The sequence below is a fragment of the Micromonospora sp. WMMC264 genome, assembly GCF_027497275.1.
Taxonomy (GTDB): Bacteria; Actinomycetota; Actinomycetes; order Mycobacteriales; family Micromonosporaceae; genus Micromonospora; species Micromonospora chalcea.
In genome coordinates, this window is sequence record NZ_CP114907.1 from 3,551,770 (window position 1) to 3,576,244 (window position 24,475).

Consider the following 24,475-nt stretch of genomic DNA (forward strand, 5'->3'; position numbering starts at 1 on the left):
AGCCGGACATGACCGACGACAAGCGCCGCGGTGTCCTCTTCGACGTGGACGGCACCCTGGTCGACACCACGTACCTGCACACGGTGAGCTGGTGGGAGGCGCTGCGCCAGGCCGACCACCGGGTGCCGATGGCGCGGATCCACAGGTCCATCGGCATGGGCTCGGACAAGCTCCTCGACCACCTGCTCGGCGCGGAGCGCGACCGGGACGCCGACGGCCGGCTGCGCGACGCGCACGACGCGCTCTACGGCGAGTACTGGGAGCGCCTCACGCCACTGCCCGGGGCGCGGGAGCTGCTGCGCGCCTGCGCGGAGCGCGGGCTGCGGGTGGTGCTCGCGACCTCGGCCGCCGAACACGAGGTGACCGCGCTACGGGCCGCGCTGGACGCCGACGACGTGATCGACTCGGTCACCTCGTCGGCCGACGCGCGGGAGAGCAAGCCGGCGCCGGACATCCTGGTCGCCGCGCTGGAGCAGTCGGGGCTGGCCGCCGAGCGGGTGGTGTTCGTCGGCGACTCGGTCTGGGACGTCGCCGCCGCCGGCAAGCTCGACATCCCCTGCATCGGGCTGACCTGCGGCGGCACCGGCCGCGCGGAGCTGGCCGGCGCGGGCGCGGTCGCGGTGTACGACGACCCGGCCGCGCTGCTGGACGCCCTGTCCGACAGCGCCATCGCCTCGCTCGGCTGAGCGGCGGTCAACCGGCGGGCGCGCGCAGGCTTAGCCGGGTCCGCTTCGGGGCACTGCTGGACTCCACCGCCCGGCCGCCGGGCGTCGGAAGGGTGGTGCCGTGGAACCGGTCGATGTCGCGTTCGCTCTGCTGGGCGTCGGTGCGCTGCTGGCCGGGGTGCTGCCCCGGGTCCTGGAGCGACGGCCGCTGTCGATGCCGATCGCGTTCCTCGGGCTCGGCATGCTCGTCTTCGTGCTGCCCACCGGTCTGCCCACACCGGATCCGCTGCGCTGGCCGGAGCTGACCACCCACCTCACCGAGGTCGGCGTGATCGTCGCGCTGATGGGCGCCGGCCTGAAGATCGACCGTCCGTTGAGCTGGGCCCGCTGGTCGTCGACGTGGCGGCTGCTGGCGATCGCCATGCCGCTGTGCATCGCCGCGGTGGCGCTGCTCGGCTGGTGGTGGGCCGGGCTGGTGCCGGCCGCGGCGCTGCTGCTCGGCGCGGCGCTCGCGCCCACCGACCCGGTGCTCGCCTCCGACGTGCAGGTGGGCGAACCGACCGACGTGGAGGACTCCGAGGACGAGGTGCGCTTCGCGCTCACCTCGGAGGCGGGCCTGAACGACGGGCTGGCCTTCCCGTTCGTGTACGCGGCCATCGCGATCGCCACCACCGGGCTCGCGCCGTCCGGCTGGCTCGGCGAGTGGTTCGCCGTCGACGTGCTCTACAAGCTCGCCGCCGGGGTGGGCGGCGGGTTGCTCGTCGGCTGGCTGCTCGGCAAGCTGTTCTTCCGCGCCCCGAGCAAGCTGCGGCTGGCCCGGCACTCCGAGGGGTTCCTCGCGCTGGCCGCGACGTTCCTCGCGTACGGGCTGGTCGAGGTGATCGGCGGGTACGGCTTCCTGGCCGTGTTCGTGGCCGCCCGGGCGATCCGGGCCGCCGAGCGCACCCACGAGTTCCACTCCGTGCTGCACGACTTCGCCGAGCAGGTGGAGCGGCTGCTCACCGTGCTGTTGCTGCTGCTGTTCGGCGGCGCGGTGATCGGCGGGCTGCTCGCGCCGCTGACCTGGCCGGCCGCGCTGGCCGGGTTGGCCCTGGTGCTGGTGATCCGGCCGCTGGCCGGGTGGCTGTCGCTGCGCGGCGCGCCCGGCAAGCCGGCCGAGCACTGGGTGATCTCGCTGTTCGGCATCCGCGGCGTCGGCTCGTTCTACTACCTGGCGTACGCCACCAGCAAGACCGACTTCCCGCAGGCGGAGCTGGTCTGGGCCACAGTCGGTCTCGTGGTGGTGGTCTCGGTGGTGGCGCACGGGATCGCCGCGACACCGGTCATGCAGTTGCTGGACCGGGAGGGTGAACGCACCGGCGAGGACACGCGGGCCGGGTCGGCGGCGCAGCCGGTGGGCGCCACCGGCTGAGCGCGCCCCGGTTCAGCCCAGCCGGGCGGCGAGCGCGCGGCCGAGGTCCCGGCCGGAGCGCCAGGCGGTCTGCACGCGCGGGCGGCCGAACGCGTCGCCGGCCAGGCCGATGCCGTCGTCGTCCAGGTGGAACGTGGCATCCCCGGCGTGCGCGGCCGGGGTCGCGTACGTCCAGCGGTGCACGTGGGTCGACAGCGCCGGCTCGGGCAGCCCGAGCAGGTCGCGTACCGCCTGCTCGATCGCCTCGCGGGCGGCGGTGGGCTGGAGCAGGTGCCGGGCGGCGAACCCGGCGGTGGTGTGCGCTACGAGCACCGGCGCGCCGTCGCCGCGCCGGTCGCCGTCGTCGCAGACCAGGCTGAGCACCGGGTGGTCGTTGACGAACGCGCCCCGGAAGTCCGCCCAGCGGCGGGCCGGGAAGTGCAGCACCCCGGTCAACGCGGACGACCACCGCTGCGCGGCCACCGCCCGGGTCGCCTCGGCCAGCGCCGGGTCCAGCAGCAGCGCGGCCTGCGGGCCGGGCATGGCGAGCACCACCGCCTCGGCCTCGGCGCCGTCGGCCCGGGGGCCCGGCTCGACTGTCATCACCAGCCGGTTGTGGGTCACCGGAAGGTCGCCGGCCAGGTGTTCGACGAGCGAGCGCAGCCCGCGTGGGGCGGCCCACCGCATCGGGCCGGTGACCTGCTCGCGTCCGCCCGGCCCGTACGCGGCGAGCGTGTCGGTCCACTCCCGCGCCAGCCCGGCCGCCCGCCACCGGTCCACCACGGCGGCGAAGTCCGGGTCGTCGACGGTGAAGTACGCGGCGCCCAGGTCGGCCGGGCGGCCGTCGAAACGCTTGCTGGCCATCCGCCCGCCGGTGACCCGAGCGCGCTCGCGCAGCCGTACCGGGATCCCGGCCCGCGCCAACTCGGTCGCGCACGCCACTCCGGCGATGCCCGCGCCGACCACCACCACGCCCGCCCGGTCCGTCGTCACCAGGTGATCGTAGGCGGCGGCCGGCATGAACCCGGCGGCCCGGGGGTAGTGGAACACCTGTTCGAGGAGAGGTGATGAGCATGGCCGACCGCGCCAACACCAACGGCAGGAACGTGAACCCGGACGCCGCCGTCAAGGACCCGGACGACTGGGTCACCGGCGACGAGCCGCCCACCGCCGCCCAGGAGTCGTACCTGCACACGCTGGCGCAGGAGGCGGGCGAGCCGGTGCCGGAGGGCATGACCAAGGCCGAGGCGTCCCGGCGGATCGACGAGTTGCAGGCGGAGACCGGCCGGGGCCGCTGAGCGGTCAGCGCGGGGGCAGGCGGTGCAGCTCGACCCGGTCGAGCCGCCCCGCCGCCACCCGCGCGGTCAGGTACGTGGCGTGCGGCTGCGCCCGCCGGTCGGTCGGCGAGCCGGGGTTGAGCAGCCGCAGGCCGCCCGGGGCGACGCTGTCCCAGGGGATGTGCGAGTGCCCGAAGACGAGCAGGTCGCAGTCGCCGTACGCGGCGGCGCAGCGCTCCTCGCGGCGGGTCTTCGGGCCGGTCTCGTGCACCACGGCGACGCGCAGGCCGTCCAGCTTGACCCGGGCCACCTCGGGCAGCCGGGCGCGCAGCTCCGGCCCGTCGTTGTTGCCGTACACGGCGACCAGCCGGCGCGACCGCGCCTCCAGCGCGTCCAGCAGCGCCACGTCCACCCAGTCCCCGGCGTGCACCACGACATCCGCGGCCTCCACGGCCGCCCACAGCGGCCCCGGAAGATCCCGCGCCCGCTTGGGCACGTGCGTGTCCGCCATGATCACCAGATCCACCCCCTCATCCTCCCCCACCCCCCTCTTTCCCGCGCCGATCATGAGGTTGGCGGCACTCGGGGAGATCGACTACGCCGTCAACTTCATGATCAACGCGGAGAGGCGGCGCGGGCGGGGGCGGCGGCGCGGGCGGCGGCGTCGGTGATGCGGCCGGCGGCGGTGATCAGGCCGATGTGCGAGTACGCCTGCGGGAAGTTGCCCATCTGCTCGCCGGTGCCCGGGTCGATCTGCTCGGCGTACAGGCCGAGGTCGTTGGTGCGGGCCGCAAGGCGTTCGAACAGCCGCCGCGCCCGGTCCAGTTCCCCCGCCTCGGCCAGGCCGGCGGCCAGCCAGAACGAGCAGATCACGAACCCGGCCGGGTCGCCGTCGAAGCGGCGCAGCAGCCCGTCACGCGACAGCCGCCGCTCCAGCAGGTCCATCGTGGCGCGCATCCGCCGGTCGCCCGCCGGCAGGAAGCCGACCAGCGGCATGACCAGCACCGAGGCGTCCAGGTCGTCGGAGCCGAACGCACCGGTGTACGCGCCGACCCGCTCGTTCCAGCCCCGGGCGAGCACCGCCGCCCGCACCTCGTCGCGCGCGGCGGCCCAGCGGGCCACGTCGGCCGGCTCGCCGATGCGGGAGCCGAACCGGACCGCCCGGTCCAGCGCGGTCCAGCACTCCACCTTGGAGGAGACGTAGTGCCGCTGCGGGCCGCGCGTCTCCCACATGCCGGCGTCGGGCCGGTGCCAGCCGCGCTCGGCCTGGTCGGCGAGCGTGCGCAGCAGGTCACGCACCTCCGGTGACATGGGGTCGAGGTAGTAGCGCATCAGCCAGGCCGCATCCAGCACCTCGCCCAGCACGTCGTTCTGCCGCTGCCGCCAGGCGTCGTTGCCGACGAGCACCGGCCGGCTGCCGGCGTACCCGGCGAGGTGGTCGAGGTCGTGCTCGGTCAGGTCCCGCTCCCCCTCGACGCCGTACATGATCGGCACCGGCTCGTCGCCGATCCGGCCCATCGCCCGCGCCACCCAGGTGAACTGCCGGTCCGCCTCGTCCGGGCAGGCGGCCCGCCAGAGCGCCTGGAGGGTGAGGCTGAAGTCGCGCAGCCAGACGTAGCGGTAGTCGTAGTTGCGGTCGCCGCCGAGCCGCTCCGGCACCGAGGTGGTGGCCGCCGCGACGACGGCGCCGCTGGGCGCGTACGTCATGCCCTGCACCGCGAGCGCGCTGCGCCGCACCTCGTCGCGGTACTCGCCCTGGTAGTCGTGCAGCGCCGACCAGGACCGCCACCCGGCCACCGTCTCGGCGATCACCTCGGCGGCGTCGGGCAGCGCCGGTTCGGCGCCGGCGTACGTCGGGGCGTACCCGAGGGTGAAGCGGTGCGTGCTGCCGGCGCGGGCGGTGAACCGCCCGGTGGCGGCTCCCCCGGCGATGGTGAGCGGGACGTCGGCGCGCAACTCCAGGCGGCAGGCGCCGGCGGTGGCGCGGATCACGCCGTCGCGTTCGGTCAGGTAGGCGCCGACGCGGCCGTACTCGAAGCGGGGCGCGTAGTCGACGCGCATCGTCACCTCGCCGGTGAGCCCTTCCACCAGCCGGGCCAGCACCCGCGGCGAGCGCATCCCGATGTCGTGACCGCGCGCGCCGGGCTCCAGCGCCAGCGCGTCGGTGACGGCCACCGTGCCGGTCGCGGTGGCGAAGACGGTACGCAGCACGAGCGCGTCGTCCAGGTAGGAGCGCGTGCTCGTCGACTCCCCCTCCGGGCGGATGCTCCAGTGCCCCGCGTCCTCGTCGAGCAGGCGGCCGAACACCGACGGCGCGTCGAACCGGGGCGGGCACCACCAGTCGACCGAGCCGTCGCGGTCGACCAGGGCCGCGCTGCGCCCGTCGGCGAGGAAGCCGTGCTCGCTGATGTGTCGGGTCGGCACGGGTGTGGCTACCCGGCGCGGGGCGTCGGCATGCCTCGCCACATCGGTCCGGGCCGGTGCGTTACCGCTGCCCGGCGACGGGAACGCGGCGGGTTGACGAAGGAGGATGCTCATGACCAGACCCTCGACTCCGACCACGGCCTGGCAACCCGGCATGCCGGGCAGCGACAACCTCCCGTCCGGCCCGGGCGGTCGCCCGACGCCGCCGAGCGGGGACGGGCACGGACCGCAGACCGGTTCGGCGACCGTCACAATCGGCTCGTACCCGGACTATCCGTCCGCCCAGCGGGTGGTGGACTATCTGGCCGACAACCGGTTCCCGGTGGAACGTACCTCGATCGTCGGTACGGACCTCACGCTCGTGGAGACCGTGATGGGACGGCTCACCACGGGCCGGGCGGCCCTGCTCGGGGCCGGCACCGGCGCCTGGTTCGGTTTGTTCATCGGGTTGCTCTTCGGCATCTTCACCGCCGGCAACTGGCTCGCGGTGATCCTGGTCGGCCTCGTGATCGGCGCGATCTGGGGTGCCGTGTTCGGCGCTGTCGCGCACGCGATGAGCGGCGGTCAGCGTGACTTCACGTCGGCCAGTTCGCTGCGGGCCGCCCAGTACGCGGTGACGGTGGACGCGGAGATGGCCGGGCAGGCCCAGCAGCTGCTCAGCCGGATGCACCTGACACCGACGGGCGCCACCGCCCGCTGACCGGCAGGGCGATGAGGGGAGGGCCGGGCGGCCCTCCCCTCATTCGTGGTACGCGCGCTCGCCGGCGCGCAGCGGCACGTCCACCCGGTTCTCCGGCGGGGCCAGCGGGCAGGCCCACCTGTCGTCGTAGGCGCAGCTGGGGTTGTAGAGGTAGTTGGCGTCCAGCCGGACCCGGTCGCCGGGCAGCACGGTCAGGCCGCGGCCGAACGTGCCCTTCACCGTGTCGGTGAGGTACCGGCCCCCGCCGTACGACCCGTCGCCGCAGGTGGCGTCACGCACGGGCAGGAAGAGCCCACCCCCGTACGCCTCGATCCACCAGAGCGTGAGCGGTCCCCACGGCGTGTCGGCGACGGCCACCCGCCGGTACGCGACCACGCCGTCCGGGCCGCCGGTGTCGATGCGCAGCTCGCCGGAGGCGGCGCGCAGCGGCGCCTCGACCACTGCCGACGGGTCGGGCGGGTACCAGCGCAGTCCGGTGAAGCCGGGCCGTTCGGCGGGCGGCACCGGGCTGCTGGGGTGGGTGCGGAACAGCTCGTCGCGGGCGGCCCGGAAGCCGGCCAGGTCGAGGTCGGACAGGTAGAGCGCCGCCACCCGCTCCCGCCAGTCGAGCAGGTCGAGATCGTCCATTCCCCGACCCTAGCCGGGCGGCCCGTTCAGGTTTTAAGAAGCCCCCTAAGGCGCGCTGGTCCGCGCACGCCAGGGCCACTTGTTTAAATTTTAAATAGTGCTACTCTCGGAGCCATGACGGAGAGCCTGGACGCCGAGCGGATGGCCTGCTGGCGCGCGTACATCGAGTCGAGCCAGCGGCTGTTCACCCGGCTCGAGGACGACCTGCGCGCCGACAGCGACCTGAGCTTCGCCGACTACCACGTGCTGGTGCTGCTCTCCGAGGCGCCCGGCCAGCGGCTGCGCATGGGGGAGCTGGCCGACCGGCTGGTGTTCTCGCCGAGCCGGCTGACCTACCAGATCACCACGATGCGCAAGCGCGGACTGGTGGCGAAGGAGGCGTGTCCGGCCGACCGGCGCGGCAGCGAGGCAGTGCTCACCGCGGCCGGCCTGTTCGCCCTGCGCGAGGCCGCGCCGCACCACCTGCGCTCCGTGCGCGCCCACCTGATCGACGACCTCGACGACGCCGAGGTCGCCTGCCTCACCCGGGTCTTCGAGCGGCTCGGCCGGCGCCTGCGCGCCGACCGCACCGCGTCGTCCGTCCCGGCCGACAAGTAAGGAGCCCCGCGATGCCCGCGATCACCGTCGACGACGTCCTCGTCCTGCCCCGCCTGCCGAAGCTCGGCGAGGCCACCGAATACCGCTCCGTCCGCCGGGTCACCACTGCCCCCAGCGGGTACGAGGGCGAGGGCTTCCCGGTCCGCCGGGCCTTCGCCGGCGTGCCGATGACCGAGCTGGACCCGTTCATCCACCTCGACCAGATGGGCGAGGTCGACTACGCGCCGGGCGAGCCGAAGGGTACCTCCTGGCACCCGCACCGCGGCTTCGAGACGGTGACCTACATGATCGACGGGATCATGGACCACCAGGACTCGACCGGTGGCGGCGGCACCATCACCGACGGCGACACTCAATGGATGACGGCCGGAAGTGGCCTGCTGCACATCGAGGCGCCGCCGGAGCACCTGGTGATGAGCGGCGGGCTGTTCCACGGCCTGCAGCTCTGGGTCAACCTGCCCAGCATCGCCAAGATGAGCGCGCCCCGCTACCAGGACATCCGCGGCCGGGAGTCGGCGCTGCTCACCACGCCCGACGGCGGCGGCCTGATCCGGGTCATCGCCGGGGAGGTCGCCGGGCACCAGGGTCCCGGCTCGACGCACACGCCGATCACCATCGCGCACGTCACGTTGCAGCCCGGCGCCGAGCTGAGCCTGCCGTGGCGGTCGGACTTCAACGCGCTGGTGTACGTGCTGGCCGGCCGCGGCACCGTCGGCACCGACCGGCGGCCGATCCACCTCGGCCAGCTCGCCGTGCACGGGCCCGGCGAGGCGCTGCGGATCACCGCCGACCGGACGCAGGACTCCAACGCCCCGGCGCTGGAGCTGTACCTGATGGGCGGCCAGCCGATCCGCGAGCCGGTGGCACACTACGGCCCATTCGTGATGAACACCCGCGCCGAGCTGATCCAGGCGGTCGAGGACTTCCAGGCCGGCCGGCTCGGGGTGATCCCGACCGGGCGGGTGCCGCACAGCGACGGCCAGGGCGACCGGCCCTGACCTGCCACGGGCGCCCCGGTCCGCCGGGGCGCCCGGCCGCGGTCTCAGGAGACGGCGAAGATCCCGGCCACGCCGAGGATCACCATCAACAGGACCGCCACCAGCGCACCCCGCTCCCCCTCCACCGCCTGGTCGCGGTCGTCGGTCACGGTGTTCGTCGTCTCGGCGGGCATGTCGGTGCCTCCTCGGTGTCGCGATCCAGGGGTCCGGCGTACCCCTGGCGCGCGGCACCCACGCGACCTGCTGCTCGCCGTGCGGGGTCCTGCCGGGGGTCCTACCGTGTGAGGACGTCGTCGACCTCGGGGGTGGAACGTGACTCTGCGGGACTGGTTCCTCACCGCACAGGAACGCGCCAACCCGGGGTCTGAGTTACCCGTCTGGACCGATGGAAACCTCGCCGAGCCGTTGATTCACGGAGCCGCGTACTTCGACCGCCTGGTCAGCGAGGTGGAATCGCTCACCGCGGGCGATCATCTGTTCTTCACCGACTGGCGCGGCGACCCGGACGAGCGGATGCGCCCGGACGGCCCGACGGTGGCGCAGTTGTTCGCGCGGGCCGCCCAGCGCGGGGTGATCGTCAAGGGCCTGGTCTGGCGCTCCCACCTCGACACGCTGTCCTACAGCGAGGCGGAGAACCGCGACCTCAGCGAGGCGATCCGGGCGGCCGGCGGCGAGGTGCTGCTCGACCAGCGGGTCCGGCGCGGTGGCTCGCACCACCAGAAGCTGGTGGTGCTGCGCCATCCGGGCGACCCGAGCCGGGACATCGCGTTCGCCGGCGGCATCGACCTGTGCCACAGCCGCCGCGACGACGCCGGCCACGCCGGCGACCCGCAGCCGATCGGCATGTCCCCCCGGTACGGCCCCACGCCGCCCTGGCACGACGTGCAGCTCGCGGTGCGCGGGCCGGTCGTCGGCGCGCTCGACACCACGTTCCGGGAGCGGTGGACCGACCCGATGCCGCTGGACTCGGAGAACCCGATGGCCTACCTGCGGGACCGGCTGCGCGGCTCCGACCTGCGCCCCGACCCGCTGCCCGAACAGCCCGCCGACCCGCCGCCCTGCGGGCCGCACCACGTGCAGGTGCTGCGCACCTACCCGGCGGTGCGGCCCCGCTACTCGTTCGCCCCGGACGGCGAGCGCACCGTGGCCCGCGGCTACACCAAGGCGGTACGCCGGGCCCGGCGGCTGATCTACCTGGAGGACCAGTACCTCTGGTCGACCGAGGTGGCCGAGCTGTTCGCGCAGGCGCTGCACGAGCATCCGGACCTGCACCTGGTGGCGGTCGTGCCCCGGCACCCGGACGTGGACGGCCGGCTCGCGCTGCCGCCGAACATGGTCGGCCGGGAGCAGGCGCTGTCGCTGTGCCACCGGGCCGCGCCGGAGCGGGTGCACGTGTTCGACGTGGAGAACCACGACGGCACGCCGGTCTACGTGCACGCCAAGATCTGCGTGGTGGACGACGTGTGGGCCAGCGTGGGCAGCGACAACTTCAACCGCCGCTCCTGGACGCACGACAGCGAGTTGTCCTGCGCGGTGCTCGACGACACCCGCGACACCCGCGCGCCGGCCGACCCGGCCGGGATGGGCGACGGAGCCCGGGTGTTCGCCCGCGACCTGCGGCTGCGGCTGTGGCGCGAGCACCTGGACCGTGATCCCGGCGGCACGCAGGACGACGACCTGCTGGACCCGGCGGACGCGGTGGCCGCGATCACCACGGCGGCGGAGGAACTGGACCGCTGGCACGCCGGGGGCCGGGCCGGTCCCCGTCCGCCGGGCCGGTTGCGGCCGCACCGCCCGGAGCGGCTGCCCTGGCGTACGCGGCTCTGGGCGCTGCCCGCGTACCGGCTGGTCTACGACCCGGACGGCAGGCCGCTGCGCGCCCGGCGGGCCGGCACCTGGTGACGGTCGCTCACCTCGTCGGGCACGTTCGGACGGGCCGGATAGGCGAACGAGACCCGGGGCGAGTAGAACCCCCAGCACACGTGCAGCGGGTTGGCCGGCCGCAGCGCGTGGACCGGATGGTCCGGCGCCGGGAACTCCACCGACTCGACCTCGAACGGTGACACCGGCTCGGCCACGTACGGATAGTCGGTGACGATCAGCTCGCCGTCGCGGCCGGTGAGGTAGCGGTGGTGGCCGTTGTGGACCTCGGTGCCGGTGTGCCCGACCCGGGCGGTGACCCGGATCAGCAGCGTGCCGTCGCCGGCCCGGGTCTCGGCGGTGAGCCGGTCGCCCCGCAGGTCCAGGCGCGTCTCCCCGGCGGCGGCGGGCGCGCCCCGTGCGGCGGCGTACCGCCGGACCCGCTCGCTGGAGGAGAAGTAGTGGGTCCACCAGCCACCCGGCGTCCCGCCGTCGGGCGGATCCATGTCCGTCAGTGAGACACCCAGGTAGGTGAGCGAGTACGCGCCGAAGCCGGAGGTCTGTGTCTCGTCGTCGACCACGTACTGGTTGACGAAGACCTGACGCTGCGGGTGCGGACGCAGACCGGCGGGCAGCAGGGTCTCGACCACGCCGGGATCCGCCGGGAGCCAGCTGAACAGCAGCGTCCGGGCGTTGATGACGAGTTGCGGCGCGGCGGGATCCAGCACGGTGCCTCCGTTGACGTGTCGCTACGGACGGTACGGGCGGTCCCGTCGGCGGGACAACGACAGAAAGGCGACACTTCGCCCACCTGTCGGATTCCGCGTTGACCGATCGGGGCGCGCTATGCCCGGAAAAACGAGGTCCATACCCCGCCACACCTTAAGTACATCGTACTTTCGGCTAGATTTCGGCAGCACGATCGGGCTATGGTGGCTCCCGAACGTACTACCGTCACCTAAACCTGAGCGTCACGTCTTTTTTCTTCCGCGGACGAGGTGCAGGGAGGACCACCCATGACCGCCCACACGATCAGCGCCCCGGCGACCACGCCGGCCGGCTCCGCGAAGCTCGACCCCCGCTCGCTCACCGACAGCGCCGCCGACCTGCTCGCCGCCATGGCCGCGCTGCCGGCCGGCCACCCCTCGCGGCCCGCGCTGCGCGACCGCGCCATCGAGGCGTGGCTGCCGCTGGCGAACCACCTGGCCCACCGCTACAGCGGCCGCGGCGAACCGAACGACGACCTGGCGCAGACCGCCGCGATCGGCCTGATCAAGGCGATCGACAAGTTCGACCCGTCGCGCGGCGTCGACTTCGCCGGCTACGCGATCCCCACCATCATCGGTGAGCTCAAGCGCCACTTCCGCGACCGCACCTGGGACATCCGCGTCCCCCGCCGGTTGCAGGAGCTGCGCCTGGCGATCTCCGACGCCAACAGCACGCTGCTCCAGACGCTCGGCCGCTCGCCGACGGTCGCCGACATCGCCGCCCACCTCAAGCTCACCGAGGAAGAGGTCCTCGAAGGCCTGGAGGGCGCCCGCGCCTACAACGCGGTGTCGCTGTCCACGCCGACCGGCGACGGCGAGCGGGCCACCGAGCTGGGCGACCTGCTCGGCGGCGAGGACGGCGAGTTCGAGCTGGCCGAGACGCGCGTCGCCCTCGGCCCGGCGCTGGCCACGCTCGACCAGCGCGAGCAGAAGATCCTCACGCTGCGCTTCTACGGCAACCTGACCCAGTCGCAGATCGCCGAGCAGATCGGCGTCTCGCAGATGCACGTGTCCCGGCTGCTGGCCCGGGCCCTGACCAAGCTGCGCGGTCAGCTCGACGGAACGTACTAGCAGGTGGCGGCGGCCGGGTCGGCGGACCCGGCGCAGCGGTCCACCCGGCCCGGTCGGCGGTGCGCCGGCCGGGCCGTTCCGTGTCCGCCCACCGGGGCCGGTGCGACAGCCCGCCGGGGGCGGGTGCGAGAGTGGGTCGGTGCTCGCCGACGTCGCCCTCGACCTGCCGGTCCGGCCGGTGCTGCCGGCGCTCGTCGAGGCGCTGCGCGACCGGGGCGCCGCCGTGCTGGTGGCGCCGCCGGGCACCGGCAAGACCACCACCGCGCCACTCGCGGTCGCCGACGCCGTCGCCGGACGGGTGGTGATCGCCCAGCCACGGCGGGTCGCCGCCCGCGCCGCCGCGCACCGGATGGCCGCGCTGCTCGGCGAACGGGTCGGCGACCGGATCGGCTACGCGGTGCGCGGCGAGCGCCGGGCCGGGCCGCGTACCCGGATCGAGGTGGTCACCACCGGTCTGCTGGTGCGCCGTCTGCACCACGACCCGGAGCTGCCCGGCGTGGACGCGGTGCTGCTCGACGAATGCCACGAACGGCAGCTCGACGCGGACCTGGCGCTGGCGTTCAGCGTCGAGGCGCGCGGCACGCTGCGCCCGGACCTCTGGCTGCTGGCGATGTCGGCCACCCCGCAGGCGGACCGCTTCGCCGCGCTGCTCGGCGCGGGCGACCCCGCCCCCGTGGTACGCGCCGAGGCCGCCCTGCACCCGGTCGAGCGGGTGTGGGCGCCGCCGCCGCGCCCGGTGACGCCACCCGGCGGTGGCCGGGTCGATCCCGCGCTGCTGGACCACGTGGCCGCCACGGCCCGCCGGGCGCTGCGCGAACGCGACGGCGACGTGCTGGTCTTCCTGCCCGGCGCGGGTGAGATCGGCGCCGTCGCGCGCCGCCTGGCCGACCTGCGCGACGTCACGGTGCTGCCGTTGCACGGACGGCTGCCCGGCCCGGCCCAGGACGCGGCGCTCACCCCCGCCGCCGGGCGGCGCGTGGTTCTCGCGACGGCGGTGGCGGAGAGCAGCCTGACCGTGCCGGGCGTCCGGGTCGTGGTGGACGCCGGCCTGAGCCGGGTGCCCCGCACCGACCTGGCCCGAGGGCTGGGTTCGCTGGTGACGGTGCCGGTGTCCCGGGCGGCGGCGACGCAGCGGGCGGGCCGGGCCGGGCGGGAGGCGCCGGGCGCGGTCTACCGCTGCTGGTCCGAGGCGGCACACGAGCGGCTCGCCCCGCAGCCCGAGCCGGAGATCGCCACCGCCGACCTGACCGGGTTCGCGCTGGAGCTGGCGGCCTGGGGCACCCCGGACGGCGCCGGCCTGGCGCTGCCCGATCCGCCGCCACCGGCCGCGCTGGCCGTGGCGCGGGAGACCCTGGGCACGCTCGGCGCGGTGGACGACGACGGCCGGATCACCGCGCGCGGCCGGGCGGTCGCGGCGGCGGGCACGCATCCCCGGCTGGCGCGGGCCCTGCTGGACGGCGCGCCCCGGGTCGGCGCGGACCGGGCCGCCGAGGTGGTGGCGATCCTCGGCGAGGACACGCTGGGCGGGACGGGGGACGACCTGCCCGCCCGCTGGCGGCGGCTGCGCGACGGCGTCGACCCGGCCGCCACCGCGCGCTGGCGCACCGAGGTACGCCGCCTGCGCGCCGCTCTGCCCGCCGACGGCGCCGAACGGGAGCGCCTGCCCGACGATCTGGCGGCGGGGCTGCTCGCCGGGCTCGCGTACCCGGAACGGCTGGCCCGGACGCGGCGGCCGGGCGGGTCCGCGTACCTGATGGCCGGCGGGACCGCCGCGGAGCTGACGCCCGGGTCGGGGCTGGCCGGAGCGGCGTGGCTGGCCGTCGCGGTGGCCGACCGCTCCCCCGGCGCGCCGGCCGCGCGGGTACGGCTGGCCGCGCCGATCGACGAGGCGACCGCCCGGGAGGCCGGGGCGGCGCTGCTGCGTTCCGGGCGGGAGGTGGCCTGGACCGGCGGCGACGTGGTGGCCCGGGAGGTGGACCGGCTCGGCGCGATCGAGCTGCGCGAGCGGCAACTGACCGCGCCGGAACCGGAGCTGGTCGCGGCGGCGCTGCTGGACGGGCTGCGGCAGGAGGGGCCGGGACTGCTGCGCTGGACGCCGGAGGCGACCGGGCTGCGCCGCCGGATGGCGTTCTGCCGCCAGGCGCTCGGCGGGGACTGGCCGGACGTCTCCGACGCGGCGCTGCTCGACCGCGCCCCCGACTGGCTCGGGCCGGAGCTGGTCCGCGCCCGCCGCCGGGCCGACCTGAGCCGGGTGGACGTGGTGGCGGCGCTGCGCCGGCTGCTGGACTGGCGGCAGGCCGCCCGGCTGGACGAGCTGGCCCCGGAACGGCTCGCGGTGCCCAGCGGGTCGCGGGTACGTGTCGACTACGCCGATCCGGCCGCGCCGGTGCTGGCGGTGAAGCTCCAGGAGACGTTCGGCTGGCGGGACGTGCCGCGCATCGCCGACGGGCGGGTGCCGGTGCTGCTGCACCTGCTCTCCCCCGCCGGGCGGCCGGTGGCGGTCACCGCCGACCTGGCGTCGTTCTGGCGCACCGGCTATCCGCAGGTGCGGGCGGAGCTGCGGGGCCGCTACCCGCGTCACCCGTGGCCGGAGGACCCGACCACCGCCGAGCCGACCCGCCGGGCCGCTCCGCGCCGCCGGTGAGGGCTACTCCTCGACGACGTCGGCGATCACGACGGTGATGTTGTCCGGGCCGCCGGCCCGCAACGCCAGGTCGATCAGCCGGGCCGCGCAGGCGTCCCGCTCCATCTGCTCGTTGAGGACCTCGGTGAGCGTGTCCGCGCGGACGACGTTGGAGAGGCCGTCGCTGCACAGCAGCCAGCGGTCGCCCGCCCGGGGCACCATCGTCGCGTACGACGGGGAGACCTGGTCGCCCTGCAACGCCTGGGTGACCACGGCCCGCCGGGGGTGGCTGCTGGCCTGCTCGGCGGTGATCACGCCCTGGTCGACGAGCATCTGCACGAACGTGTCGTCGCGGGTGACCTGCTTGAGCACGCCCTCGCGGAACAGGTAGGCGCGGGAGTCACCGACGTGCGCCAGCGCCAGGCAGCTGCCGGTACGGGCGAACAGCAGCGCGGTGAGCGTGGTCCCCATGCCCTGACGTTCCGGGTCCTCCTCCACCGCCTGGCGGATCCGCGCGGTGGCCAGCTCGATCGCGCCCTGGAGCGCGGCGACGAGCGCGTCCTCCGGCGTCTCCACGTCCAGCGGGGCGATCGCGTCGATCGCGATGCGGCTGGCCAGGTCGCCGGCCGCCATGCCGCCCATGCCGTCGGCCACCGCGACCAGCCAGGGGCCCGCGTGCTGGGCGTCCTGGTTGCCGCTGCGGATCAGCCCACGGTCGCTCGCTCCGACGGAACGAAGCTTCAGGGTCATGGGTCGCAGCCTGCCAGGTCGAGGGCTCGGTTGTCTGTAGGAGATCACCGACATCGTACGTGGCGCGCCGGACCCCTCCGCGAGCGGGCGCTCGGCCGAGCATCGGGCCGGATCGATTGACAGCGACGGAACGCGGTGGAAACATCGGCCTGATATTGGGAGCGCTCCCAGTTCCCGGTCTCCCCCACCACCCCCGAGCACGGAAGGAACCTCCGTGACCCGATCCCGACGTCGGCTCGCCGCGCTCGCGGCCACCACGCTGGCGCTCACCGGCCTCACCGCCGGCCCGGCCCTTGCCGAGGTGCCGCCGGACGCCCCCGAACAACTCCGCAACGGCGACTTCAGCGCCGGTGTCTCCCCCTGGTTCTCCTACGGCACCGGCGACCTCGCTGTCGTCGACGGCCGGCTCTGCACCACCGTCGCGGCCGGCACCGCCAACCCGTGGGACGCCGGCATCGGCCAGGACGCGGTGCCGCTGATGCAGGGCGCCGAGTACGAGCTGTCCTTCGACGTCTCCGCCACCCCGGGCGCGGCCGTCAAGGCGGTGCTGCAGCTCGGCAGCGCCCCCTACACCACGTACGCGAGCGTCGACGCGACCGCCACCGGCACCTCGAAGCGCGTCACCACCACGTTCACCTCCCCGGCCGAGAACCCCACCGCCCAGCTGATCTTCCAGGTCGGCGGCAGCGCCGAGGCGCAGACGTTCTGCCTGGACAACGTGTCGCTGCGCGGCGGGGAGCCGGCGCCGCCGTACGAGCCGGACACCGGGCCCCGGGTCCGGGTCAACCAGGTCGGCTACCTGCCCGGCGGGCCGAAGCACGCCACTGTGGTCACCGAGGCCACCGACGCGCTGCCCTGGCAGCTGAAGTCGGGCAGCGGCGCGGTGGTCGCCAGCGGGAAGACCACGCCGCGCGGCACCGACGCCGCCTCCGGGCAGAACGTGCAGACCGTCGACTTCTCCGCGTACCGCAAGCCGGGCACCGGCTACACGCTGACCGTGGACGGCGAGACCAGCCACCCGTTCGACATCTCCGGCACGCTCTACGACCGGCTGCGCGCCGACTCGCTGCAGTTCTTCTACGCCCAGCGCAGCGGCATCGAGATCGACGGCGACCTGATCGGCGAGGAGTACGCCCGCCCGGCCGGCCACCTCGGCGTCGCGCCGAACCAGGGCGACACCGACGTGCCGTGCCAGGCCGGCGTCTGCGACTACTCGCTGGACGTGCGCGGCGGCTGGTACGACGCGGGCGACCACGGCAAGTATGTGGTCAACGGCGGCATCGCCACCTACCAGCTCCTGAGCACCTTCGAGCGGACCAAGACCGCCGAGACCGCCGACGGCGGCGCCGCCCTGGGCGACTCCACGCTGCGGCTGCCCGAACGCGGCAACGACGTGCCGGACGTGCTCGACGAGGCCCGCTGGGAGCTGGAGTTCCTGCTGCGCATGCAGGTGCCGGCCGGCAAGCCGCTGGCCGGGATGGTCCACCACAAGATCCACGACCGGAACTGGACCGGCCTGCCGCTGCAGCCCCAGGACGACCCGGAGCCGCGCGAGCTGCACGCGCCGTCCACCGCCGCCACGCTGAACCTGGCCGCCGTCGCCGCGCAGTGCCAGCGCCTGTACGCCCCGTACGACGCCGCCTTCGCCGCGCGCTGCGGCACCGCCGCGAAGACCGCGTACGCGGCGGCCAAGGAGCACCCGGCGATCTACGCCTCGGCCAGCGACGGCACCGGCGGCGGCGCGTACGACGATTCCAACGTCAGCGACGAGTTCTACTGGGCCGCTGTCGAGCTGTGGCTGACCACCGGCGACAAGGCGTACCTGGCCGACGTCACCGGCTCGCCGCTGCACACCGCCGACGTGTTCGCCCCGAACGGCGCGTTCGGCTGGCAGAGCGTCGCCGCGCTGGGCCGCCTGGACCTGGCCACCGTGCCGAACACGCTGCCCGCCGCGGAGAAGACCCGGATCCGCGAGTCGATCACCGCCGCCGCCGACAGCTACCTGGCCACGATCGCCGGCCAGGCGTACGGGCTGCCGTTCCCGGGCAGCGCCGACGCGTACGTCTGGGGCAGCAACAGCAACCTGGTGAACAACGCGATCGTGCTGGCCACCGCGTTCGACCTGAGCCGGGACGCGAAGTACCGGGACGGCGCGGTGCAGGCCGCCGACTACCTGTTCGGCCGCAACGCGCTGAACATGTCGTACGTGACCGGGTGGGGCGAGCAGCACGCCCGCAACCAGCACAGCCGGATCTTCGGCCACCAGCTGAACCCGGACCTGCCGCGCCCGCCGGCCGGCTCGCTCGCCGGTGGCCCGAACGCGGCGCTGCAGGACCCGTTCGCGGCGAACCTGCTCGCCGGATGCGCGCCGATGTTCTGCTACGTCGACGACATCAACTCGTACGCGACGAACGAGGTGGCGATCAACTGGAACTCGGCGCTGGCGTGGCTCGCGTCGTTCCTGGCCGACCAGGGTGACGCCGGCGCGGTGCCGGCGCCGTCCTGCGCGGTCACCTACACCACGCACGGGAGCTGGCCGTCCGGCTTCACCACCCAGGTGACGGTGCGCAACACCGGCACGACGGCGGTGAACGGGTGGAGCCTGCGGTGGGCGTTCCTCGGCGACCAGAAGGTGGACCACGCCTGGTCGGCGCAGCTCGGCCAGAGCGGCGCCACGGTCACCGCGAAGAACCTGTCCTGGAACGCGAAGCTGGCACCGGGCGCGTCCACCACGTTCGGCTTCAACGGCACCGCGTCCCGGTTCCCGAACCCGGATCCGGGGCTGGTCACCCTGAACGGGAAGGCCTGCACGGTCTCCTGACCGAGCTGACCGGACGCCATCGCAGGACCGGGTACGGTCCTGCGATGGCGTACCTCTTCCTGCTCGGCGCGATCACCGCCGAGGTGATCGGCACCAGCCTGCTCAAGGCCACAGACGGTTTCACCCGGCTCTGGCCCACACTTGGCCTGGCGGTGGCGTACCTGTCCGCGTTCGGGCTGCTCTCGCTGGCGGTGAAGGACATCCCGGTCGGCGTCGCGTACGCCGTCTGGTCCGGCCTCGGCACCGCCGCCATCATGGCGATCGGCGCGGCGTTCCTGGGCGAGCCGCTGAGCGTGGCGAAGGTGGTCGGCGCGGGGCTGGTCATCGCCGGGGTGGTGGTGCTCAACCTCGGCGGCGCCCACTGAGCGCGGCCCGGCTCAGCCCGGCGGCCCCGCCGCGCGCAGCAGCCGGAGCTGCCCGATCTCGGCCACGTTCTTCATCAGCTCGGCGTTCACCCACGCGGCCAGGTGCGCCACGGTGAGCCCGGCGTCGGCGGGCCAGGGGTACGCGGACGGCCGGTCCAGGTCGGCCTCGGCCAGCGCGCCCGCCCACTCCGTCCGCAGCTCCCGCAGCCAGGTGACCGTCTCCGCGCCCGGCCCGGGCCAGCGGATGTCGTCGCGTTCCCGCGCCGGGCGCTGCCGCACGTGGTCGGTCGCGACCGACCACCACCAGCCGATGTGCCAGGTCAGCCACCCGATCGTGGGCGCCGGGACCGGGTCCGGCTCGCTGTCGGCCCAGTCGGGACGCCACCCGCCGCCCGGGCCGGGGCGCATGGTCCAGCACAGCGCGGCCGGCTCCCAGAGGAAATCCGCCGGCTCCAGCCGGTCGAAGTGGTACTCGGCGAGCGCCCAGGTCAGGTCGAACTGCCAGCGCAGCAGGCCGGTCACGGAGGCAGGCATCGCGCGATCGTGGCACGGCCCGCGCCCCCGGTCGACCGGTTAACGGCTCCCGGCCCGCCTCGCGACGACGCCCCTCGCGACGTGGCGGCCCGGCGTGTCGTGGCGAGAACAAGGAACATCCAAAAAGCGATATGACTGTGGGGCATAAATATGCCTGAGAGTCATATCGCTCGAGGCCTCACCTTTCCGGAGGGCCACCGGCCGCCGTCGTGACACGCTCGGCCCGGGTCGAGGCCCAGCGCCGCCTCGCGGTGTGACGGGCGTCGCCCCTGGCGGGGCTCCGGGGGCGGGGGAACGGCCCTAGCGTCGATCACATGGCCCTCGCCGGACCCCGCTGATGGGGCGCGTCTCGCCGCTCCCGCCGCCCGGGCCGCTGCGCACACTCGCGTACGCCACGCTTGTCAACACGGTCGGCGCGGGGCTGTGGCTGGCGGGCGGGGCGCTCTACCTGACCCGGGACGTGGGCCTCTCCGCCACCTCGGTTGGCGCCGGGCTCACCGTCGCCGGGCTGGGCGGACTGACTGCGAGCGTGCCGCTGGGCGCGCTGGCGGACAGGTGGGACCCGCGTACGCTCCGGGCCGTCCTCCAGGTGGGGCAGGCGCTCGCCGCGCTCGCGTACCTGCTGGTCGGCTCGTTCCCGGCGTTCCTGGCGCTGGCGGTGCCGGAGGCGCTGCTCGCGGCCGGCAACCTGGCGGTACGGGCGGCGCTCGTGGCCGCGGTGGGCGGCCCGGACGGCCGGGTGCACGCCTTCGCCACGCTGCGCGCGGTGGCGAACCTGGGCATCACCGTCGGTACCGCGCTGGCCGGGATCGCGCTCGCGGTGGACACGCACCGGGCCTACCAGGTGCTCGTCGTCGGAAACGCGGCCAGCTACCTGCTGTCGGCGGCGCTGCTGCTGCGCCTGCCGCCGCAGCCGGCCACCGACGGCGGGCGACGCACGCCGGGCGCGCCGCGGCGCGGCGGGCGTGGCGGGCCGCTGCGGGACGGACGGTTCCTCGCGGTGAGCGGCGCGTCGGCGGTGCTGAGCACGCACGTGACGGTGCTCGTGCTCGTCGTGCCGCTGTGGACGGTGGACCGCGCCGGCGCGCCGCCACCAGTGGTGTCGGCGGTGCTGCTGGCGAACACGGTCCTCACCGTGCTGCTCGCGGTCCGGCTGAGCCGGGGCGCCGAGCGGGCCGCGCCGGCCGCGCGGAAGCTGCGCCGGGCCGGGCTCGTGCTCGCGGCGGCCACACCGCTGTACGCGGCGACAGCAGCCCTGCCGGTGCTCCCGGCGGTCGTCCTGCTGCTCGTCGCGACGGCGGTGTGGACGGTGGGCGACCTGTGGCACGGCGCGGCCGGCGCGGGCCTCGCCTACGACCTGGCCCCACCCGACGCGATCGGCGCCTACCAGGGCGCGGACGGCCTGCTCGCCGGGCTGGCCCAGGCGCTCGGCCGGGGCCTGCTCACGCTGCTGGTGCTCGGTGGCGGGCCGGTCGGCTGGCTGGTGCTCGGCGGGATCTTCGCAGCCGCCGGGCTGGCCGCCCCGGCGCTGGCCCGCCGGGCGATCGCGAACCGGCGGGCACCGGAAACCCGGCCCGCCGGTGTGCCGGGGTGAACGGCGTGTAGCAGCATGACGGGATGACCGACCAGCAGAGCATCACGATCCGCCCCGGTGGACCTGGCGACGCCCCGACGCTGCTGCGGCTGCTCGACAGCGCCACCGCCTGGCTGACCGAACTCGGGCGTACCGACCAGTGGGGCGCCGAGCCGGCGTCGATCGACCCGCGCCGCATCGCCCAGGCCGAGGAGTGGGCGGCCGGGGACGGCCTGTACCTGGCCGAGATCGACGCGACGGTCGCGGGTGCGCTGGTGGTGGGCGCGGCCACGAACTACGTGCCGCCGGCCACCGAACCCGAGCTGTACGTGAACCTGCTGGTCACCGACCGGGCGTACGCGGGGCGCGGGGTCGGTGCGGCGCTGCTGGCGTACGCGGCGGAGCTGGCCCGTGAACGCGGCGTCGGCCTGCTGCGGGTGGACTGCTTCCGCAGCCCCGACCGGGCGCTCGTCCGGTTCTACGAGAGCTGCGGGTTCACCGCCACCGAGCCGTTCACCGTGGAGCGGCCGGGCCGCCCGACGTGGACCGGGCAGGTGCTGGAGCGCCGGGTCGGCTGAGTCAGCCGATCTCCTCGTCCACGAAGCACCAGCGCCACGACTCCCCCGGCTGGACCGACCGCATCACCGGATGCCCGGCCGACTCGAAGTGCTTCGTGGCGTGCTGGTACGGCGACGAGTCGCAGCAGCCCACGTGCCCGCAGGTCAGGCAGGCGCGCAGGTGCACCCAGTCGGGGTTGCCGATCGCCACGCAGTCCGGGCACTCGGTGGTGGTGGCGGGCTCGGCCGTGCCCGCCTCGGCCAGGTGCCGGCAGCTCATTCGACGACCTCCTGTCGCAGCAGTGACTCCTCCAGATCCAGGTCACGATAGGCGCGGGTGAGCACCTCCTCCGGGATCTGGCCGGAGTCGCGGGCGGCCCGGAACACCTCCCGCTCGGCGTCGATCATCTCCTGTCGCAGGCGCGCGTACGCCTGGGAGGGGGTTTCCCGTTCGGTGCCGCCGAGCCGTTCCCAGGCCAGGTTGGCCCGGGTGGTGGTCAGCCCGCGCAGGCGCTCCACCACCGCTTCCGGCGCGCCCCCGGCCAGTTCGTCGAGGCGTTCCCGGGCCGCCCGGCTCGCCCGCTGCTGCACCCCGGCGGCGGACAGCGCGTCCTGCACCGGGTCGTCCGGCGGCAGCCGCAGCCGCCGGGCCAGCCACGGCAGCGTGGCGCCCTGCCCGACCAGCGTCGCCACGATCACCGCGAACGCCAGCCAGATCAGCAGCGCGCGCGGGTACGGCGTGTCGCCGGCGAGGGTGAGCGGCAGGCCCAGCGCGGCGGCCAGCGTCACCACGCCCCGCATGCCGGCCCAGCCGATGACGACCGGGAACTGCACCGGCGGCGCCGGGTCACGGTGACGGATCCGGGGCACGAGCCGGGCCAGGTAGGTCGCCGGGAAGACCCAGACGAACCGGGCCAGGAAGACGGCGGCCAGCACCGCGGCGGTGATCGCGGCGAGCGAGCCGAGCGGCTCCTCCAGGTCGCGTACCACCTCCGGCAGCTGCAGACCCACCAGCAGGAACACCAGTCCTTCGAGGAGGAACCGGATCAGCCGCCAGAACGCCGTCACCTGCAGGCGGGAGGCGGCCGACATGAGCGTGGGCAGCTTGTGCCCGATGCCGAGGCCGGTCACCACCACCGCGACCACCCCGGAGGCGTGGATCTCCTCGGCGGCGAACACCACGGCGAACGGCACGATCAGCGACAGCGCGTTGTCCAGCACCGGGTCGGTGGCGCGTTTGTGCAGGTAGCCGAAGACCACCACGCCGAGCAGGCCGGCCAGGACGCCGCCGCCGGCCGCGACCACCACCTCCCGGGCCACGTCGCCGAACCCGACGCCGCCGGTGGTGGCGGTCGCCGCGACGATCGCGACCCGCAGCAGCACCAGCGCGGTGGCGTCGTTGACCAGGCTCTCGCCCTCCAGGATGGTGACGATCCGCCGGGGCAGGCCGACCCGGCGGGCCACCGCGGTGGCGGCGACCGCGTCCGGCGGCGCCACCACCGCGCCCAGCGCCAGGCAGATCGCGTACGGCAGGTGGGGCAGGAACCAGTGCACGACGGTGCCCACCACGAACGCGGTGAAGATGACCAGCCCGACGGCGAGCAGCAGGATCGGCCGCAGGTTGAGCCGGAACGCCGGCACCGACGTCTCCACCGCCGCCACGTACAGCAGCGGCGGCAGGATGCCCACCAGCACCAGGTCCGGGTCCAGCCGCACGTGCGGGAAGAACGGCAGGAAGGACAGCGCGAGACCGAGCACCACGAGCAGGATCGGCGCGAGCAGGCCGAGCTTGCGGGCCAGCGCCGCGCCGAACGTGGCGATGGCCAGGAAGACCACGACCTCGAACAGAGCATCCACGAGCGTCGAGCCTATGCGCCGCGGCGTCGATGTGTGATCAGGCGGCGGAGCGCAGCTTCGGCAGCACCTCCGCGCCGAACGTGTCGATGAACGCGCGCTGCTCCTGCCCGACGTGGTGCAGCGCGATCTGGTCGAAGCCCAGCGCCACGTACTCCTCCAGCCAGCCGATGTGCCGGCCCAGGTCGGCGGAGACGTTCACGGTCTCGGCGACCGTCGACATCGGCACGTCGGCGCTCGCCACGTCGAAGTGCTCGGGGGTCTCCAGGTCCCAGCAGACCGGCGGGGCGAACACGTTGCTGCGCCACTGGTCGTACGCGATCGCCTCGGCCTCGGCCTGCTCGGGCGCCCAGCTCACGTGCACCTGCAGGTGCAGCGGGCCGCGTCCGCCCGCGCCCCGGTAGGCGTCGATCATCCGGCGCAGGTGCTCGACCGGCGCGTTGACGGTGATCAGCCCGTCCGCCCACTCGGCGCACCAGCGTGCGGTGGCGACGCTGACCGCGGCGCCGACCAGCGCGGGCGGCTCCTCCGGCCGGGTCCACAGCTTCGCCCGGTCCACTGTGACGAGGCCGTCGTGGCTGACCTCCTCGCCGGCCAGCAGCGCCCGGATCACGTCGACGCACTCGCGCAGCCGCGCGGAGCGGACGTCCTTGCGCGGCCAGACCTCGCCGGTGATGTGCTCGTTCGCCGCCTCGCCGGTGCCCAGCGCGGCCCAGAACCGGCCCGGGTACATGGCGCCGAGCGTGCCGATGGCCTGCGCGATGATCGCCGGGTGGTAGCGCTGGCCGGGCGCGTTCACCACGCCGAAGGACAGGTTCGTGGCCTGGAGCGCGGACCCGAGCCAGGACCAGGCGAACCCGGACTGGCCCTGCCGCTCGCTCCACGGCGAGAAGTGGTCGGAGCACATGGCCGCGTCGAAGCCGGCGCGCTCGGCGTGGATCACCGCCTCCAGCAGCCGGGCCGGGTGGATCTGCTCGTGGGATGCGTGGAAGCCGAACGCCGTCATGGTGGGCACTCCTACC

General features: G+C 74.6%; 24 protein-coding genes. 13 read left to right on the forward strand and 11 right to left on the reverse strand.

Annotated elements, in window-relative coordinates; genetic code table 11:
• Positions 1-8: 8 nt before the first annotated feature.
• Together O7542_RS15170 and O7542_RS15175 are read left to right on the forward strand one after the other, a co-directional pair.
• Positions 9-686, forward strand: coding sequence for an HAD family hydrolase (locus O7542_RS15170; RefSeq protein ID WP_043325039.1), 678 nt, complete (start codon positions 9-11; stop codon positions 684-686).
• Positions 687-786: 100 nt separating this feature from the next.
• The gene (locus O7542_RS15175) at positions 787-2,076 is read left to right on the forward strand and encodes a cation:proton antiporter (protein WP_043325040.1); all 1,290 of its coding nucleotides are present in this window, start codon (positions 787-789) and stop codon (positions 2,074-2,076) included.
• Positions 2,077-2,088: 12 nt separating this feature from the next.
• Here the strand turns inward: O7542_RS15175 and O7542_RS15180 are convergent, their stop codons facing one another.
• Positions 2,089-3,027 (reverse strand): FAD-dependent oxidoreductase, encoded by a 939-nt coding sequence (locus O7542_RS15180; RefSeq protein ID WP_043330356.1) that lies wholly within the window; start codon positions 3,025-3,027, stop codon positions 2,089-2,091.
• 101 nt (positions 3,028-3,128) lie between these two features.
• Here O7542_RS15180 and O7542_RS15185 point away from each other — a divergent pair, with 101 nt between their 5' ends.
• Positions 3,129-3,353 (forward strand): DUF3072 domain-containing protein, encoded by a 225-nt coding sequence (locus O7542_RS15185; protein WP_281606477.1) that lies wholly within the window; start codon positions 3,129-3,131, stop codon positions 3,351-3,353.
• Positions 3,354-3,357: 4 nt separating this feature from the next.
• Here O7542_RS15185 and O7542_RS15190 read toward each other — a convergent pair whose 3' ends face one another.
• Positions 3,358-3,858 carry a YfcE family phosphodiesterase gene (locus O7542_RS15190; protein ID WP_064448760.1) on the reverse strand — a complete coding sequence of 167 codons (501 nt, stop codon included), beginning with the start codon at positions 3,856-3,858 and terminating at the stop codon, positions 3,358-3,360.
• 89 nt (positions 3,859-3,947) lie between these two features.
• On the reverse strand, positions 3,948-5,756 hold the full coding sequence (locus O7542_RS15195) for a glycoside hydrolase family 15 protein (RefSeq protein ID WP_210870554.1): 1,809 nt from the start codon (positions 5,754-5,756) through the stop codon (positions 3,948-3,950).
• A 112-nt stretch (positions 5,757-5,868) separates the two neighbouring features.
• Here O7542_RS15195 and O7542_RS15200 point away from each other — a divergent pair, with 112 nt between their 5' ends.
• Positions 5,869-6,456, forward strand: coding sequence for a general stress protein (locus O7542_RS15200; protein WP_113973176.1), 588 nt, complete (start codon positions 5,869-5,871; stop codon positions 6,454-6,456).
• A gap of 39 nt (positions 6,457-6,495) precedes the next feature.
• Here O7542_RS15200 and O7542_RS15205 read toward each other — a convergent pair whose 3' ends face one another.
• Positions 6,496-7,083: a DUF1684 domain-containing protein gene (locus O7542_RS15205; RefSeq protein ID WP_113973177.1), complete on the reverse strand. Its 588-nt coding sequence runs from the start codon at positions 7,081-7,083 to the stop codon at positions 6,496-6,498.
• Positions 7,084-7,197: 114 nt separating this feature from the next.
• Between O7542_RS15205 and O7542_RS15210 the strand changes: the two genes are divergently transcribed.
• Positions 7,198-7,680: a MarR family transcriptional regulator gene (locus O7542_RS15210; RefSeq protein ID WP_043325045.1), complete on the forward strand. Its 483-nt coding sequence runs from the start codon at positions 7,198-7,200 to the stop codon at positions 7,678-7,680.
• Between the two features lie 11 nt (positions 7,681-7,691).
• Complete coding sequence (locus O7542_RS15215) at positions 7,692-8,678, forward strand: pirin family protein (protein ID WP_069089910.1); 987 nt, start codon at positions 7,692-7,694, stop codon at positions 8,676-8,678.
• 44 nt (positions 8,679-8,722) lie between these two features.
• Here the strand turns inward: O7542_RS15215 and O7542_RS15220 are convergent, their stop codons facing one another.
• A complete protein-coding gene (locus O7542_RS15220) occupies positions 8,723-8,851 on the reverse strand; it encodes a hypothetical protein (protein WP_255292629.1) in 129 nt (42 codons plus the stop codon).
• 139 nt (positions 8,852-8,990) lie between these two features.
• Between O7542_RS15220 and O7542_RS15225 the strand changes: the two genes are divergently transcribed.
• Positions 8,991-10,580: a phospholipase D-like domain-containing protein gene (locus O7542_RS15225; protein ID WP_113973178.1), complete on the forward strand. Its 1,590-nt coding sequence runs from the start codon at positions 8,991-8,993 to the stop codon at positions 10,578-10,580.
• On the opposite strand, the gene O7542_RS15230 is transcribed toward O7542_RS15225, so the two are convergent.
• Positions 10,529-11,266 (reverse strand): hypothetical protein, encoded by a 738-nt coding sequence (locus tag O7542_RS15230; protein WP_166456371.1) that lies wholly within the window; start codon positions 11,264-11,266, stop codon positions 10,529-10,531. The genes O7542_RS15225 and O7542_RS15230 overlap by 52 nt on opposite strands.
• A 288-nt stretch (positions 11,267-11,554) precedes the next feature.
• Between O7542_RS15230 and O7542_RS15235 the strand changes: the two genes are divergently transcribed.
• Both O7542_RS15235 and hrpB read left to right on the forward strand, forming a co-directional pair.
• Positions 11,555-12,376, forward strand: a complete 822-nt coding sequence (locus tag O7542_RS15235; protein ID WP_043325049.1) for a SigB/SigF/SigG family RNA polymerase sigma factor — start codon at positions 11,555-11,557, stop codon at positions 12,374-12,376.
• Positions 12,377-12,515: 139 nt separating this feature from the next.
• Positions 12,516-15,020: an ATP-dependent helicase HrpB gene (hrpB, locus tag O7542_RS15240; RefSeq protein WP_281604758.1), complete on the forward strand. Its 2,505-nt coding sequence runs from the start codon at positions 12,516-12,518 to the stop codon at positions 15,018-15,020.
• A gap of 3 nt (positions 15,021-15,023) precedes the next feature.
• Here hrpB and O7542_RS15245 read toward each other — a convergent pair whose 3' ends face one another.
• A complete protein-coding gene (locus O7542_RS15245) occupies positions 15,024-15,749 on the reverse strand; it encodes a protein phosphatase 2C domain-containing protein (protein WP_043325052.1) in 726 nt (241 codons plus the stop codon).
• A gap of 214 nt (positions 15,750-15,963) precedes the next feature.
• Here O7542_RS15245 and O7542_RS15250 point away from each other — a divergent pair, with 214 nt between their 5' ends.
• Together O7542_RS15250 and O7542_RS15255 are read left to right on the forward strand one after the other, a co-directional pair.
• Positions 15,964-18,570 (forward strand): glycoside hydrolase family 9 protein, encoded by a 2,607-nt coding sequence (locus O7542_RS15250; RefSeq protein ID WP_281604759.1) that lies wholly within the window; start codon positions 15,964-15,966, stop codon positions 18,568-18,570.
• Positions 18,571-18,614: 44 nt separating this feature from the next.
• The gene (locus O7542_RS15255; RefSeq protein WP_069089914.1) at positions 18,615-18,935 is read left to right on the forward strand and encodes a multidrug efflux SMR transporter; all 321 of its coding nucleotides are present in this window, start codon (positions 18,615-18,617) and stop codon (positions 18,933-18,935) included.
• A gap of 12 nt (positions 18,936-18,947) precedes the next feature.
• On the opposite strand, the gene O7542_RS15260 is transcribed toward O7542_RS15255, so the two are convergent.
• The gene (locus O7542_RS15260; protein WP_281604760.1) at positions 18,948-19,469 is read right to left on the reverse strand and encodes a DinB family protein; all 522 of its coding nucleotides are present in this window, start codon (positions 19,467-19,469) and stop codon (positions 18,948-18,950) included.
• A 337-nt stretch (positions 19,470-19,806) separates the two neighbouring features.
• Here O7542_RS15260 and O7542_RS15265 point away from each other — a divergent pair, with 337 nt between their 5' ends.
• Both O7542_RS15265 and O7542_RS15270 read left to right on the forward strand, forming a co-directional pair.
• Positions 19,807-21,063 (forward strand): MFS transporter, encoded by a 1,257-nt coding sequence (locus O7542_RS15265; RefSeq protein WP_281604761.1) that lies wholly within the window; start codon positions 19,807-19,809, stop codon positions 21,061-21,063.
• A 23-nt stretch (positions 21,064-21,086) separates the two neighbouring features.
• Positions 21,087-21,620, forward strand: coding sequence for a GNAT family N-acetyltransferase (locus tag O7542_RS15270; RefSeq protein ID WP_281604762.1), 534 nt, complete (start codon positions 21,087-21,089; stop codon positions 21,618-21,620).
• Position 21,621: 1 nt separating this feature from the next.
• Here the strand turns inward: O7542_RS15270 and O7542_RS15275 are convergent, their stop codons facing one another.
• The 3 genes from O7542_RS15275 to O7542_RS15285 are packed head-to-tail and all read right to left on the reverse strand — an operon-like array spanning position 21,622 to position 24,468.
• Positions 21,622-21,879, reverse strand: a complete 258-nt coding sequence (locus tag O7542_RS15275) for a UBP-type zinc finger domain-containing protein (RefSeq protein WP_043325056.1) — start codon at positions 21,877-21,879, stop codon at positions 21,622-21,624.
• Complete coding sequence (locus tag O7542_RS15280; protein ID WP_281604763.1) at positions 21,876-23,456, reverse strand: Na+/H+ antiporter; 1,581 nt, start codon at positions 23,454-23,456, stop codon at positions 21,876-21,878. Before O7542_RS15280 ends, O7542_RS15275 begins: the two co-directional genes overlap by 4 nt.
• A 37-nt stretch (positions 23,457-23,493) precedes the next feature.
• Complete coding sequence (locus tag O7542_RS15285; protein ID WP_255423753.1) at positions 23,494-24,468, reverse strand: TIGR03885 family FMN-dependent LLM class oxidoreductase; 975 nt, start codon at positions 24,466-24,468, stop codon at positions 23,494-23,496.
• Between the last annotated feature and the right edge of the window lie 7 nt (positions 24,469-24,475).

Excerpts from the sequence above, each read along its gene's own strand:
- O7542_RS15220 (WP_255292629.1), bottom strand. The coding sequence starts at position 8,851 with ATGCCCGCCGAGACGACGAACACCGTGACCGACGACCGCGACCAGGCG.
- O7542_RS15265 (WP_281604761.1), top strand. The coding sequence starts at position 19,807 with ATGGGGCGCGTCTCGCCGCTCCCGCCGCCCGGGCCGCTGCGCACACTC.
- O7542_RS15210 (WP_043325045.1), top strand. The coding sequence starts at position 7,198 with ATGACGGAGAGCCTGGACGCCGAGCGGATGGCCTGCTGGCGCGCGTAC.
- O7542_RS15215 (WP_069089910.1), top strand. The coding sequence starts at position 7,692 with ATGCCCGCGATCACCGTCGACGACGTCCTCGTCCTGCCCCGCCTGCCG.
- O7542_RS15255 (WP_069089914.1), top strand. The coding sequence starts at position 18,615 with ATGGCGTACCTCTTCCTGCTCGGCGCGATCACCGCCGAGGTGATCGGC.
- O7542_RS15205 (WP_113973177.1), bottom strand. The coding sequence starts at position 7,083 with ATGGACGATCTCGACCTGCTCGACTGGCGGGAGCGGGTGGCGGCGCTC.
- O7542_RS15260 (WP_281604760.1), bottom strand. The coding sequence starts at position 19,469 with ATGCCTGCCTCCGTGACCGGCCTGCTGCGCTGGCAGTTCGACCTGACC.
- O7542_RS15235 (WP_043325049.1), top strand. The coding sequence starts at position 11,555 with ATGACCGCCCACACGATCAGCGCCCCGGCGACCACGCCGGCCGGCTCC.
- O7542_RS15200 (WP_113973176.1), top strand. The coding sequence starts at position 5,869 with ATGACCAGACCCTCGACTCCGACCACGGCCTGGCAACCCGGCATGCCG.
- O7542_RS15185 (WP_281606477.1), top strand. The coding sequence starts at position 3,129 with ATGGCCGACCGCGCCAACACCAACGGCAGGAACGTGAACCCGGACGCC.
- O7542_RS15270 (WP_281604762.1), top strand. The coding sequence starts at position 21,087 with ATGACCGACCAGCAGAGCATCACGATCCGCCCCGGTGGACCTGGCGAC.
- O7542_RS15275 (WP_043325056.1), bottom strand. The coding sequence starts at position 21,879 with ATGAGCTGCCGGCACCTGGCCGAGGCGGGCACGGCCGAGCCCGCCACC.
- O7542_RS15170 (WP_043325039.1), top strand. The coding sequence starts at position 9 with ATGACCGACGACAAGCGCCGCGGTGTCCTCTTCGACGTGGACGGCACC.
- O7542_RS15245 (WP_043325052.1), bottom strand. The coding sequence starts at position 15,749 with ATGACCCTGAAGCTTCGTTCCGTCGGAGCGAGCGACCGTGGGCTGATC.